The organism is Phreatobacter sp. GW821-FHT04C01 (genome assembly GCF_059420385.1).
Window position 1 is genome coordinate 284,030 of record NZ_JBWKTP010000003.1, and the last position, 12,857, is coordinate 296,886.

11 protein-coding genes are annotated in these 12,857 nt (G+C 67.1%); 7 read left to right on the forward strand and 4 right to left on the reverse strand.

What is annotated here, in order from left to right; all coding sequences use genetic code 11:
* Positions 1 to 346: 346 nt before the first annotated feature.
* From AC07WJ_RS13060 to AC07WJ_RS13070, 3 genes are all read left to right on the forward strand, one after another.
* Positions 347 to 2,368 carry an MOSC N-terminal beta barrel domain-containing protein gene (locus AC07WJ_RS13060; RefSeq protein WP_494935024.1) on the forward strand — a complete coding sequence of 674 codons (2,022 nt, stop codon included), beginning with the start codon at positions 347 to 349 and terminating at the stop codon, positions 2,366 to 2,368.
* An 86-nt stretch (positions 2,369 to 2,454) separates the two neighbouring features.
* Positions 2,455 to 3,654 carry a serine hydrolase domain-containing protein gene (locus tag AC07WJ_RS13065; protein ID WP_494935025.1) on the forward strand — a complete coding sequence of 400 codons (1,200 nt, stop codon included), beginning with the start codon at positions 2,455 to 2,457 and terminating at the stop codon, positions 3,652 to 3,654.
* Positions 3,655 to 3,825: 171 nt separating this feature from the next.
* On the forward strand, positions 3,826 to 4,524 hold the full coding sequence (locus AC07WJ_RS13070) for a GntR family transcriptional regulator (RefSeq protein ID WP_494935026.1): 699 nt from the start codon (positions 3,826 to 3,828) through the stop codon (positions 4,522 to 4,524).
* Between the two features lie 98 nt (positions 4,525 to 4,622).
* Here the strand turns inward: AC07WJ_RS13070 and AC07WJ_RS13075 are convergent, their stop codons facing one another.
* From AC07WJ_RS13075 to AC07WJ_RS13090, 4 genes are all read right to left on the reverse strand, one after another.
* Positions 4,623 to 6,005 carry an aspartate aminotransferase family protein gene (locus tag AC07WJ_RS13075; protein WP_494935027.1) on the reverse strand — a complete coding sequence of 461 codons (1,383 nt, stop codon included), beginning with the start codon at positions 6,003 to 6,005 and terminating at the stop codon, positions 4,623 to 4,625.
* Positions 6,006 to 6,025: 20 nt separating this feature from the next.
* Positions 6,026 to 6,181 carry a hypothetical protein gene (locus AC07WJ_RS13080; protein WP_494935028.1) on the reverse strand — a complete coding sequence of 52 codons (156 nt, stop codon included), beginning with the start codon at positions 6,179 to 6,181 and terminating at the stop codon, positions 6,026 to 6,028.
* An 11-nt stretch (positions 6,182 to 6,192) separates the two neighbouring features.
* On the reverse strand, positions 6,193 to 7,104 hold the full coding sequence (locus tag AC07WJ_RS13085; protein WP_494935029.1) for a siderophore-interacting protein: 912 nt from the start codon (positions 7,102 to 7,104) through the stop codon (positions 6,193 to 6,195).
* A 172-nt stretch (positions 7,105 to 7,276) separates the two neighbouring features.
* A complete protein-coding gene (locus AC07WJ_RS13090) occupies positions 7,277 to 7,585 on the reverse strand; it encodes a hypothetical protein (RefSeq protein WP_494935030.1) in 309 nt (102 codons plus the stop codon).
* Positions 7,586 to 7,603: 18 nt separating this feature from the next.
* On the opposite strand from AC07WJ_RS13090, the gene AC07WJ_RS13095 reads away from it, so the two are divergent.
* The 4 genes from AC07WJ_RS13095 (at position 7,604) to AC07WJ_RS13110 (ending at position 12,830) form a co-directional block, all read left to right on the forward strand.
* Positions 7,604 to 8,803 carry a serine hydrolase domain-containing protein gene (locus AC07WJ_RS13095; RefSeq protein WP_494935031.1) on the forward strand — a complete coding sequence of 400 codons (1,200 nt, stop codon included), beginning with the start codon at positions 7,604 to 7,606 and terminating at the stop codon, positions 8,801 to 8,803.
* 508 nt (positions 8,804 to 9,311) lie between these two features.
* Entirely contained in the window at positions 9,312 to 10,253 is a 942-nt protein-coding gene (locus tag AC07WJ_RS13100; RefSeq protein ID WP_494935032.1) for an ABC transporter permease, read from the forward strand.
* Positions 10,250 to 11,083 carry an ABC transporter permease gene (locus AC07WJ_RS13105; RefSeq protein WP_494935033.1) on the forward strand — a complete coding sequence of 278 codons (834 nt, stop codon included), beginning with the start codon at positions 10,250 to 10,252 and terminating at the stop codon, positions 11,081 to 11,083. The genes AC07WJ_RS13100 and AC07WJ_RS13105 overlap by 4 nt, the downstream gene beginning before the upstream one ends.
* Before the next feature lie 82 nt (positions 11,084 to 11,165).
* The gene (locus tag AC07WJ_RS13110; RefSeq protein WP_494935034.1) at positions 11,166 to 12,830 is read left to right on the forward strand and encodes a dipeptide ABC transporter ATP-binding protein; all 1,665 of its coding nucleotides are present in this window, start codon (positions 11,166 to 11,168) and stop codon (positions 12,828 to 12,830) included.
* The last annotated feature ends 27 nt before the right edge of the window (positions 12,831 to 12,857 follow it).

Consider the following 12,857-nt stretch of genomic DNA (forward strand, 5'->3'; position numbering starts at 1 on the left):
GCCACGCGTCGTCCGCCCCAGAGCGGGGACATCAGCCGACCCACGGGCCAGGGCCCGTGGGTCGGCTTTTTTGTTGTTGGTGTGATGAACAGGCTGCGCCCAAGGCCGCGCAGCCGATCGGAATTCCAGTTTCTTGAACTCGTCCATCGGAAGGGTGGGCAGAAAAATTGATGAAGTACAGACTGTTGCGAGCATTTTTGGTGACGCCGCCAACGCAATATTGCGTGATTGTCGATCGCACTATAAGGAGAGGCGGCGAGACGGAACGCGCACTCCGGCGCGGCCGTCGAGCGGTGATTGGGGGCGACAAGGTCGCATGTCCCGCGATCATGGGAGTAAGACAGCCGTGCTGCGGACGCCGTCGACCGATGGGATCGAGCCCGACCTGAGCCGCGACCGGCCGCTTCACGACGGCCGGCTGGAAAGCCTGCATGTCTATCCGCTGAAATCGGCGGCGGCGCTCACCCGCGACAGCGTCCGCGTCGAGGAGGAGGGACTGGTCGCGGACCGGCGGCTGATGGTCGTCGGCAGCGACGACAAGGTTCTGACCGCGCGCACCGCGCCGAACCTGCTGACGGTCCGCTGCGACATCGACGGCGACGAGATCGTGCTGATGGCGCCGGGCACGGCACCCCTCGTGGTCGCGCGGGCCGGCCTCAGGCCCCTGCCGCGCGAGGTGACGATCTGGCGGGATCGGCTGACCCCGCTCGATGTCGGCGATGCCGCCGCGGCGTGGCTGTCGGGCGTGCTGGACCGAGAATGCCGGCTGGTCCTGAAGGGGCCGCTGACCCATCGACCGCTGTCGATCGGTCCAGGCGGCCCGGTGTCTTTCGCCGACACGGCGCCGCTGCTCCTGACCAATGCCGCCTCGCTCGCCGATCTCAACCTCTACCTCGACGACCCCGTCGAGATGGCGCGCTTCCGGCCCAATCTGGTGATATCGGGGCCCGATGCCTATGCCGAGGACGGCTGGGGCCATATCCGCATCGGCGAGGTCGAGTTCGACGCCGTCGGCGCCTGTGATCGATGCGTCATGGTCACGCTGGATCCCAGCTCGGGCGCCAGACGCGACGACCAGGAGCCGCTCGCCATGCTCGGCCGCCAGCGGCGCGGCGAGGACGGCAAGGTCTATTTCGGCCAGTTCCTGGTGCCGCGCGGACCCGGCCGGCTGTTCCTCGGCGACAAGCTCACCGTGCTCTCGCGCAAGGCGCCGGTCGCGCTGAAGCCCGCGACGGCGCCGGTGGTCGGTCGTGCCGTGGGGGCGGCGCCTGCCGCGGCGCGAACGGTCCATGGCGAGCGGACGCTGCGCTGCGTCGGCGTCATCGACGAAACCCATGACGTCAGGACTTTCCGCTTCCGGACCGAGCCGGACGAGGCGGTGGCCTATGAAGCCGGCCAGTTCATCACCTTGCTGTTCGACCAGGACGGCCGGCGGGCGCGCCGCAACTATACGCTGTCGTCGGCGCCTTCCCGCCCGGGGGAGCTGGCCGTCACGGTCAAGCGGGTCGCCGGCGGCCACCGGTCGAACTGGCTGCACGATCGTCTGGGCATCGGCGATACCCTGCGGGCGACCGGGCCGAATGGCCGGTTTCATTTGGCGGCGGCAGCCCCTGACGCCAAGCTGCTGCTGCTCTCGGCGGGCAGCGGCATCACGCCGATGATCGCGATGATGCGCACGATGGCCGACCGGAACCTGGCGCGCGACATCGTGTTCCATCACAGCGCACGCGGCGAGGCCGACATGGCCTTCCTCGACGAGTTGCTGGCGCTCGGCCGGGACAAGACGATGATCCGCCTGTCCTGGAACCTGACCCGTCCCGCCGGGGCGCAAGCCCATGATGGCGCGCGTCTGGCGGCGATGGTGGCAAGCGGCGCCATCCGGCTGCTGGAGGGCCGGCTCGACGCCGAGATGCTGCGATCGATCTGTCCCGACCTGGCGACGCGCACCGTCATGTGCTGCGGACCGGACGGCTTCCGGCAGGCGGCCCGGCGGATGCACGAAGCCTGGTTGCCGGCGGTCGCCGGGCGCTTTCTCGAGGAGAGCTTCGGGACGGACGATGCCGCCGCGCGCCAGCCCGAGACGGCCGCGCCCTATCGTGTCCGCTTTCGCGCAAGCGGCCTGACGGCCGAAGGCGTTGGCGCCGTCACCTTGCTCGAACTCGCCAGGACGCGAGGCCTGGATCTCGCGGCCGAATGCGAAGCCGGCATTTGCGGCACCTGCCGTGTCCGGGTCGCATCCGGAGACTGGCGCCTGGCCTCCAATTGCGCCGATCCCGGCCGCTCCGTCCTGTCCGACGAGGACAAGCAACAGGGTTACGTCCTGGCGTGCTCGACGCAGCCGGTCGGCGATGTCGAGATCGAGCTTTAGCCCTGCCGCCCATCCGGGCCGGATCGCCCCAAGCCAAGCCGGCTGTGATGCCAAATCGGCTGTGATGCCAAATCGATTGTGATGCCATGACCACCGAGATGCCGATGCCCGACCCGCGCGATCCGAACCATCCAGGCGCGCCGATCATTCCGCGCCGCGACTGGGACCTGCCGCCCTGGCATCGCTGGACCTTCCAGCACATTCGCGAAATGACCCCGACCGCGCAGGTCTGGCGTGGCGCCGGTCCCGTCATGCCCATGCGCGAGGCGCTCGAGGATCTCGGGGGGCTCGCCTATGATTTCGAGGGGCAGCGCCGGACCATCGAAGCCTTTCTCGACGAAAGTTTCACCGACGGTTTCCTGGTGCTGCATCGCGGCGCCATTCTGACCGAGCGCTATTTCAACGGCATGCGGCCCCATGGCACGCATCTGGCCATGTCGGTGACCAAGTCGATCGTCGGCATTCTCGCCGGCATCGTCGCCGGCCAGGGGCTGCTCGATGTGTCAGCCCCGGTCACCCGCTATTTGCCGGAGCTGGAGGCGACGGCCTATCGCGGCGCCACGGTTCAGCATGTGCTGGACATGACGAGCGGCGTCGTCTTCGACGAATCCTATACGACGCCGGGCTCGCATATGGTTCAGCTCGACCTCGCCTGCGGCTGGAAAGAGCATGACAAGCCGGGCTGGCCGCGCACCATGTGGGACCTGGTGCTGTCGCTGCGCGAAAGCGAATGTCCCCATGGCACGCGGTTCCGCTACCGCTCGATCGAGACCGACGTGCTCGGTTTCGTGCTCGAGCGGGCGACCGGCTCGTCGCTCGCCGAGCTGCTCAGCCGCGAGCTCTGGGCGCCCATGGGGGCGGGGGAGGATGCCTATATCACCGTCGATCACGCCGGGACGGCGCTGGCCGATGGCGGGTTCTGCGCGACATTGCGCGATTTCGGCCGTTTCGCCATGCTGCTGCTCGCCGATGGCCGCCGTGGCGGCCGCCAGATCGTGCCCGCGGAATGGATCGCCGACATCCGGGACGGCAAGGGCGAGCTGTTCCAGGCGCCCTATACGACCGTTCTGCCCCAGGGCGCTTACCGCAACCAGTTCTGGATCGAGGACACGGCCCGGCGGACCTATCTGGCGCGCGGCATTTTCGGGCAGTTCATCTTCTGCGATCCCGACGCCGAGTTCGCGGCGGTCAAGCTTTCCACCTGGCCGGAATTCACCAGCCCGGAGCGATCGCTCGAAACACTTGCCGCCTTCCGCTGCATCCGCGATCACGTGGGCGGGCGCTGAAGCGGCGCTCTGCGGGCGACCGCCGAGCCTTGCGGGGCCGTGCAACCCGTCCCGCGCGTCCCCGCTTCCGGGCGGCCTTGGCGCGAGGGTCCGTGATCGGAGCGGCTTGCTCGTCAGGTCCACAGGTGCGATCAGACAATAAACCCACGCGATTCCGTGGTCAGGACAACAATGGCGAACAAACCGCAATTCGGCCTTACACCGCTCGACGCTGCTCCCCTGCACGAAAAGGTCTATCTCGAAATCGTCCGGGCTCTCATGTCCGGCGAATTCGAACCCGGGCAGAAGCTCACCTCGCGAAAGCTCGCTCAGGAGCTCGGCACCAGCGACATGCCGGTGCGCAGCGCCTTGCTGCGCCTGCAGTCGCTGCGCGCTCTCAGGCCGCTTCCGAACGGCAGCATGGAAGTGCCGCTGATGACGTCGAGCGCCTTCTCCAATCTCATGGATGCCCGCACCGTGCTGGAGGGCGCCGCCGCCGAACGCGCCGCCGGCAAGATCAACGGCAACAATCTGCGCACCATCAGGCGCAACTGCGCGGAGCGGATCGATGCGATCCGCGCCGGCGATATCGGCCAGTATCTGCGCGCCAATTACGACTTCAAATTCGCCATCTACCGCCATTGCGGCAACGAGCAGATGATCTTTCTGATCGAGACCCTGTGGATGCAGGTGGGGCCGTTCCTGCGCAACATGGCCGATTGGTTCAAAGGCGACCTGTCCGAGATGATCGCCGTCGACTATCACGCCGAGGCACTGGCCGCGCTCGAAGACAAGGACGGCGTCCGGGCGCGCCAGGCGATCGAGAACGACATCCGTGAGGGCGAAGCCTATCTCCTGAAGAGCGCGCGCTTCCACGACGAGAGCGCCTGACGGCCTGACGGCCCCGCGGACCGCCCGGGTCTTGCCCGGATCGGCGGGACACTGGCTCCGGCCACCGTTGCCGGCGGCCGGAACCATGGTCTCGTGCCTCAGGCCCTGCCGTCGAGGTCGGCGGCCGCCAGGTCGAGCGCGCGCAGCAGGCGGTCGCAGGCCATGTCGATGGTCTCGCGGGTCCAGATCAGGGGCGGAGAAATCACCAGGGTATCGTTCACCGCCCTGATCATCAGGCCGCTGGCAATGGCATGCTCGCGCACGATGATGCCGGCTTCGCCTTGCGGCTGGTAGCGGGCGCGAGCCGCCTTGTCCTTGACGATTTCGACCGCGCCCATCAGGCCGATGGAGCGAACCTCGCCGACCAGCCGGTGATCGGCGAGCCGCTGCCGGAGCGCGGCGCCGAAATAGGGCCCGGTCTCGGTGCGGACGCGCTCGACCAGCCCTTCGCGCTCCATGATCTCCAGGTTCTTCAGCGCCACGGCGCAGCAGACGGGATGACCGGAATAGGTATAGCCGTGGGTGAATTCGCCGCCCTTCTCGACCAGGGTCGTGGCGATCCGGTCGCCGACCAGCAGCGCCGACAGGGGCTGGTAGCCCGAGGTCAGCGCCTTGGCGGTGGTGATGGTGTCGGCCTTGATGCCGAGCGTCTGGGCGGCGAACCACTCGCCGGTGCGGCCATAGCCGGTGATCACCTCGTCGAGCATCAGGAGGACGTCGTGGCGCTCGCAGATCGCCTGGATCTCCGGCCAGTAGCTCGCCGGCGGGATGCGCACGCCGCCGGCCCCCATGATCGGCTCGCCGATGAAGGCGGCGACGTTCTCCGGCCCCGCCTCCAGGATCGCCGTCTCGACCGCGCGAGCGGCACGCAGGCCGAAATCGTGATCGGTTTCGCCGGGCAGGGCCAGGTCGAAGGCATAGGGCGGCATGACATGGACGATATTGGGAACCGCGCCGCCGAGCTGCTTGTGCATGCGCGCCATCCCGCCGAGTGACGTCGCCGCGATGGTCGAGCCGTGATAGGCGGTGGTGCGGGAAATGACGATGTTCTTTTCCGGCTTGCCCTCCAGCGCCCAGTAGTGCCGCACCAGGCGGAGCGCGGTGTCATTGGCCTCCGAGCCCGACGAACCATAAAAGACCTGGTTGATATTGGCCGGCGCCAGCTCGGCGAGCTTGCCGGCCAGCAGCACCGGCGTCGGCGTCGCGCAGGCGAAGAACGAATTGTAGAACGGCAGCTCGTTCATTTGCGTGGCGGCGGCTTCCGCCAGCTCATGCCGGCCATAACCGATATTGACGCACCAGAGCCCGGCCATGCCGTCGAGGATCTCGAAGCCTTCGGTGTCGTAGATGAACGGTCCTTCGCCACGCACGATCATCCGGGCGCCGGCGGCGCGCAGGTCCTTGTGATTGGTGAAGGGGTGAAGGTAATGCGCGGCGTCGATCTTCTGCAGCTGGGCGCGCGAATAGTTCTGATAGGTCATGGAACGACCCTTTCCTGGGTTCAAATCGGGGAAGCGATGACGTGCCCGGGAAAGCCATGTGGCGAGTAGCCGATGCGCGCGCAGAGCCGCAGCAGTTCGGAAAAGCGCGTCCGTCGCGACGGCGTGACCGCCGGACGATCGGTCCAGATCAGATGGATCAGGCGGCGAAGCGTCAATTCCGTGTGTCCTACTCGCGGATGCGGCCTTGCCGCCAGTAACCCATGAGGTTCAGTTGCCGCCGGTCGATCGCCTTGTCCTTGATCAGGAATTGCCGGATCTGGCTGACCGCGCCGGTTTCGCCGGCGACCCAGGCGTAGAACGGGCTGTCGGTCTGTTCGGCCCGGTCCCACAGCACGTCCTGGTCGATGTCGACATCGGCAAGTGCGGTATCGGCAGGGCCGGCGGCGGCAGCGGTGGGCAGGCGGGCGCGGCCGGCCGCCTGCACCATCAGCTCGCCGAACCCCGCCTGCCGCCCTTCGGCGTCACGGACGAGCCAGTGCAGGTCGAGCCCGTCGAAACGCGGCAGGTCCAGCCGATCGGCATCCTCGGGCACTTCCAGAAAGGCCTGCGTCGCCGGTGGGCGCGGCCAGGCGGCCATCATCTCGATGATGCCGGCCGCCGCGGGCAGCGCCGTTTCGTCGGCGATCAGCAGCACTTGCCCGACATCAGCAGGCGGTTTCCATTCATAGCCGCCACATTCGCCCTCGAACCCGCGCCCGGGCGCGCAGATCTGGATGAAATCGCCGATATCGGCGTTGAGGGCCCATTTCGACGCCGGGCCGGTCTCGCCATGGAGCACGAAGTCCACGTCGACCTCGCCGCGCGCGGCGCGCAGGTGGCGAATGGTGTAGGTGCGCATCGGCACGCGCTCCGAGGGCGGCACCGACCGGTAGATGTCATACCAGTCGGGGCTGTCGGGCAGTGACGGCAGCCGGCCGTCCGCGTGCGGAAAGAACAGTTTGATACGCTGATCCGGAGCATGGGTCGCCATGTCGGTGACATCGGCACCCGCGAAGGTCAGGCGCATCATATGCGGCGACAAGAGCCGTTTCGCGGCGAGCGTGGCGTCGAAGATCCGGTAGGGGCTATTTCCTGACATGGGCCTCACCTCCGCGATTGCGCCGTCACCGGGCCGCCCCGCGGAATTTTGTCGGTCTGTTTGTCGATTTTTGCGATCGACAATCGCATTGTAGCGAAACCCTGTGCCGCCGCAAGCCCGGTCCCGACAGAATCGAATTGGCGTCTAATTGTCTGATAAATAGCGCCTTTCATTAGAATTGTTCTGTTTTTTGCCGCTCGCGCTTCGACGCGATCTGCGTCGAAAACTGTATGACATAGAATATGAATCGGCGGGAGCCGATCAGGTCGTCCGAACGGCCCGACAGGACCGGGACGTCCGGACCCCGGTAGCCCGTCACCAGCCGCACGCTGGTTTCGAAAGTGCGATCGTCGATCGCAAAATGACGTTGCGCTGCGCGGCCGGATCCCCTTAACTGCGCGCCGTTTGCCGAGGCATTTCCCGGCGCCTGCCGATGGTCCCGCGTCGGCCGCGCCGGGGCCGGCCGGCGAGATCGAGCCATCAAGACGAGGATCCAGGCGTGACCGACCCCGCAGCACCACGAGAGTTTCGCGACCCGTCGAATCCCGGCGCGCCCCTGCTGCCGCGCAGCGGCTGGAGCCGGCCGCCCCTTCACCGCTGGACCTTTCAGCACACCCGCGAGATGACGCCGACGGCGCAGGTCTGGCGCGGGCGCGGGCCGGTCATGCCCTTGCCCGAGCGGCCGGTGGACCTGGGACCGGTCGCGTTCGAAGCCGGCGGCCGCGCGATGACCGTCGACAGCTTCCTGGAGGCCGATGCAACCGATGGGTTTCTGGTGATCCATCGCGGATCGGTCGTCTATGAGCGCTACTTCAACGACATGATGCCGCATGACCAGCACCTGTCCATGTCGGTGGCGAAATCGATCGTCGGAGTTCTCGCGGGCATCGTCATCGGCAAGGGGCTGATCGATCCGGCCGCGCCGATCACCGACTACCTGCCCGAGCTCGGCGCCACGGCCTATCGTGGGGCCAGCGTCCAGAATGTCCTGGACATGACGACGGGCGTCGTCTTCGACGAATCCTACGACACCCCCGGGTCGCATATGATGAAGCTCGGCTACGCCTGCGGCTGGCGCGACCAGCGGCCGGACGGCTGGCCGCGCACGGTCTGGGAGCTGGTTCTGTCATTGACCGAGCAGGACCGCCCCCATGGCTCGCTGTTCCGCTACCGTTCGATCGAAACCGACGTCCTGGGCTTCGCCCTCGAGCGCGCGACGGGCACCTCCTTGCCGGTCCTGCTCGGTCGCGAGCTGTGGGCGCCGATGGGCGCCGAGGAGGATGCCTATTTTACCGTCGACCACGGCGGCGCGGCGCTCGCCGATGGCGGCTTCTGCGCGACGCTGCGGGATTACGGCCGCTTCGCCCGGCTGCTGCTCGATGGAGGCCGTCGCGGCGATCGCCAGATCGTGCCGGCGGGCTGGATCGAGGAGACGCGCAACGGCCGGGCCGATCTGTTCCAGGGCATCTATCGCGAGGTCCTGCCTGACGGCGCCTATCACAACCAGGTCTGGATCGAGGATGGCGGGCGCCGAGCCTATCTGGCGCGCGGGATTTATGGCCAGTTCATCTATGTCGACCCCGAGGCCGGTTTCGCCGCCATCAAACTGTCGACCTGGCCGGAGGTGGTCAGCGCCGGGCGGTCGATCGAGACGTTGCGGGCATTTCATGCGATCAGGCGGGCTCTTGACGTGGATTGAGGGCGAGGTGTCACGAGTACAAAATGTCGATTGCGAAATGCAGTTTCCGACCAGTTTTTGGTGCGAAATGATGTCGTAAAGGATCATTATACATAGAAAAAACAGATAGATAGATACAGAAAGCATTGCGTTCGGCAAAATGATTGCGTCGATCGTCGATCGCATTTACAAGAAGGTGGTCGCGTCAGAAGACGCGGCCATGCCGCAATGCCGGCGCCATCGGGGAATTCGACGCCATGCTCAATCTTCATCGGGCCGGCCCATCGGGCCTGGATCGACCGCTCCACGGCCGCATGGCCCGGCATGAGCGGATGGCCGCGGCGAGGCCGTCGCGCGCGGCGACAGGCATGGCCGGCGTCTGAGGCGGGGGGGCGCCGCTCGCCGGCGATCCGTCGCGACGGGGCGGTCGTGAACCGGCCGTGGGGCATTCCGCGTCCGGATCGCCGGGCCGCCATTCGCCCCGGGGCGCGCCATTTTCTTAATTCAGACAAGACAGGGCAATCAGGTCATGAGCCGTTTTCTGCTCGGGCGTCTGGCGCAGGCCATACCAACCCTGATCATCGTTTCACTGGCGGTCTTCTTCATGATGCGAATGATCCCGGGCGACCCGGCGGCGATCATGCTGGGCGATCTCGCCAGTCCCGAACAGGTCGAAGAGCTCAGGCAGAGCATGGGCTTGTCCGGTTCGATCCCGACCCAATACCTGCTTTGGGTGGGCAACATCCTGTCCGGCGATTTCGGCAAGTCGATCACCACCGGCGACGCCGTCTTGCCGCTGATGCTGGACCGGTTCGCCGTGTCGGCGACCATCGTCGTCGCCGCGGTCGTGCTCGCCTCGCTGATCGCCGTGCCGGCCGGCATGCTGGCGGCCTGGCGGCAGGGCGGCCTTGCCGATCTCGGCGCGGTGGCGATTTCGACCTTGCTTCTGTCGATCCCGAGCTTCTGGCTCGGGCTGATGATCCTTCTGGTCTTCGGCCTCTGGCTCAACTGGTTCCCGATCGTCGGTTATGTCCCGTTCAGCGACGATATGCGCCAGGCCTTGATGTTCGTCTTCATGCCGGTGCTGACGCTGCTGCTCGTCGAGCTCGGGCCGATCGTGCGCATGGCGCGGGCCAGCACCATCGAAGTGGCGCGGCTCGACTACATCACCCATGCCCGCGCCAAGGGGCTTTCGGAGGCGTCGGTCATGTGGCGGCACGCCTTCAAGAATGCCTTCGCGCCGACCTGGACGCTGATCGGCCTGATCCTGGGCGGCCTGCTCGGCGGTATCGCCGTCACCGAGACGGTCTTCACCATTCCGGGCCTCGGCCGCCTGCTCGTCGAAGCGATCTATTCGCGCGACTACCCGGTGGTGCAGGGCTGCATCCTGTTCGTCAGCCTCAACTACGTCCTGGTCAATCTGGTTGTCGATCTCTTCTACCCGTTCTTCGATCCGAGGATGGCGCGATGACCCGCATGTTTCCCAGGCTCGCCAATGGCCGCGTCAACCTCATGATCGGCGGCGGCATCGTCCTCCTGCTCGCCTTGCTGGCGATCTTCGGTCCGGCGCTGGCGCCGCATGACCCGCTCAAGCTCAATCTCAGAGGTGTGCTGAAGGGGCCGTCCGGTGCCTATCCGCTGGGCGCCGACGAATTCGGCCGGGATATCATGAGCCGGCTTATTTACGGTGCCCGCAACACCGGCTGGATTGCCCTGGCGACCGTGAGCTTCGCGGTGTTCTTCGGCCTCGTCTTCGGCGTGATCGCCGGCTTCCTGCGCGGCTGGAGCGATCGCCTGATCATGATCGTCAACGACTCGCTGCTGGCCTTTCCCGGCCTGCTCCTGGCGCTCGGCATCATGGCGGTGGCCGGTGCGAGCCGGGATGCGATCATCCTCGCTTTGGGCCTCGCCTATGTTCCCGCCGTCGTGCGCGTCGCTCGCGCGAGCGTGCTGTCGATCCGCGAGCGCGAATATATCGAAGCCTCGCGGGTCATGGGCAATAGCGAGCTGATCACCATGTTGCGCCATGTGTTGCCGAACTGCGTCGCGCCGATCACCGTACTCGCCACCACCATGTTCGGCTGGGTCATCCTGTCGGAGAGCGCGCTCAGCTTTCTCGGCCTCGGCGTGCCCCCGCCGGCGCCGAGCTGGGGCAACATGCTCTCGACGGCGAGGCCCTTCATCACCCAGGCGCCGTCGCTGATCATTCTGCCGGGGCTCTGCATCTCCATCACCTTGCTCGGCATCAACATGCTGGGCGATGCGCTGCGCGACTGGCTCGACCCGAAGATGCAGTCCTAGCGCCGCGGCGCGCGGCGCGATCCCGGCGCCAGCCGCCCGACACCCGCAGCGTCCCCACCACTCGAAAGTTGGGTCTTGACCGATGACGGAACAACCGAACCCGCGGCCCGCGGTCATCGCGGCCGACAATCTGTCGGTCACCATTGGCGCCCATGGCGCCAGGCTGGTGGACGGCGCGAGCTTTCGCATCGCGCCCGGCGGCATGCTGGCGCTGGTCGGCGAATCGGGCTCGGGCAAGACCATGGCCGCCCGCGCCATTCTGGGTCTTTTGCCCGCGCCGCTGATCGCCGCCGCCGGCAGCAGCATCAAGTTCCACGGTACCGAGCTGGTCGGGCTGGGTACGCGGTCCATGCGCGCCATTCGCGGCGCGCATATCGGCATGGTCTTCCAGGAGCCGATGGTCTCGCTCAACCCCTCCATGACCATTGGCGACCAGATGGCCGAGGGCCTCTCCCTGCATCGCGGGCTGAGCCGGGCGGAGATCCGGGAGCAGAGCTTGGCGATGCTGGAGCGGATCAGCATTCAGAACCCGCTGCGCTGTCTTCAGGCCTATCCGCACGAATTTTCCGGCGGCATGCGCCAGCGCATCATGCTGGCCTCGGTGATGCTGCTGAAGCCGGACCTGCTGATCGCCGACGAACCGACGACGGCGCTCGACACCCTGGTCCAGCGTGACGTTCTCGATCTGATGGTCGAGCTGACCCGCGAGAACGGCACCGCCGTGCTGCTGATCAGCCACGATCTCGGCATGGTCTCCCATTATGTCGACGACGTCGTGGTGATGCATCGCGGCAAGGTCGTCGAACAGGGCCCGAGCGCCGCCGTGCTGTCGGCGCCGCGCCATGACTATACCCGCCGTCTCATCGACGCCCTGCCGCGCCGCGCGGCCGGTGGCGCCCGCCCCCGGCCGCCGGTCGAGCCGCTGGTCGAGTTGCGCGGCATCGTCATCGACTATCCCGGCCGCGCGCGCCTGTTCGGGCGCGGCGAGGCCAAGCGCGCGGTCGACGGCGTCGACCTGACCATTGGCCGCGGCGAGACATTGGCGCTTGTCGGCGGCTCGGGATCGGGCAAGACGACGCTCGGCCGGGCCATCATCGGGCTGACGCCGCTCACCGCCGGCAGCATCGCCTTTCGCGGCGAGACGATCGCCGCGGGCGACGGTTCTTCCACCCGGTCGCGGGGCCGGGACATGCAGATCATCTTTCAGGATCCCTATTCCTCGCTCGACCCGCGCCAACGCATCGCCGACGTCGTCGCCGAGCCGCTGAAGCTCGATCCGTCCATGGATCGCCGGGCGCGGGAGGAGCGCGTCCGCGAGGTCTGCCAAGAGGTCGGCCTGGGTCCGGAATTCCTCCGCCGCCTGCCGCATCAGCTCTCCGGCGGCCAGCGCCAGCGGGTGGCGATCGCGCGGGCGATCGTCCGGCGGCCGGCCTTTGTCGTCGCCGACGAACCGGTCTCGGCGCTCGACATGACGATCCAGAAGCAGATCCTCAAGCTGGTTCGCGATCTCCAGGAGCGCTACGGCTTCGCCTGCCTGTTCGTCTCCCATGACCTGGGCGCGGTCGAGCAGGTGGCCGACCGGGTCGCGGTGATGCAGAACGGCCGCATCGTCGAGATCGGCGCGCGCGACGACATTTTCGACCGGCCGCAGCACCCCTATACGGCGCGCCTGCTAGACGCGGCCATGTTGCTCGACCGCCGCTTCGATGGCGCGACGGCGACCCCGCGGCCGGAACAGGTGGCTTGACCGGGCCGACGCCCGGCCTGTTGCAGC

Coding starts and splice junctions, on each gene's coding strand:
- AC07WJ_RS13065 (WP_494935025.1), top strand. CDS start 2,455: ATGACCACCGAGATGCCGATGCCCGACCCGCGCGATCCGAACCATCCA.
- AC07WJ_RS13070 (WP_494935026.1), top strand. CDS start 3,826: ATGGCGAACAAACCGCAATTCGGCCTTACACCGCTCGACGCTGCTCCC.
- AC07WJ_RS13075 (WP_494935027.1), bottom strand. CDS start 6,005: ATGACCTATCAGAACTATTCGCGCGCCCAGCTGCAGAAGATCGACGCC.
- AC07WJ_RS13085 (WP_494935029.1), bottom strand. CDS start 7,104: ATGTCAGGAAATAGCCCCTACCGGATCTTCGACGCCACGCTCGCCGCG.
- AC07WJ_RS13090 (WP_494935030.1), bottom strand. CDS start 7,585: ATGGCTCGATCTCGCCGGCCGGCCCCGGCGCGGCCGACGCGGGACCAT.
- AC07WJ_RS13100 (WP_494935032.1), top strand. CDS start 9,312: ATGAGCCGTTTTCTGCTCGGGCGTCTGGCGCAGGCCATACCAACCCTG.
- AC07WJ_RS13105 (WP_494935033.1), top strand. CDS start 10,250: ATGACCCGCATGTTTCCCAGGCTCGCCAATGGCCGCGTCAACCTCATG.
- AC07WJ_RS13110 (WP_494935034.1), top strand. CDS start 11,166: ATGACGGAACAACCGAACCCGCGGCCCGCGGTCATCGCGGCCGACAAT.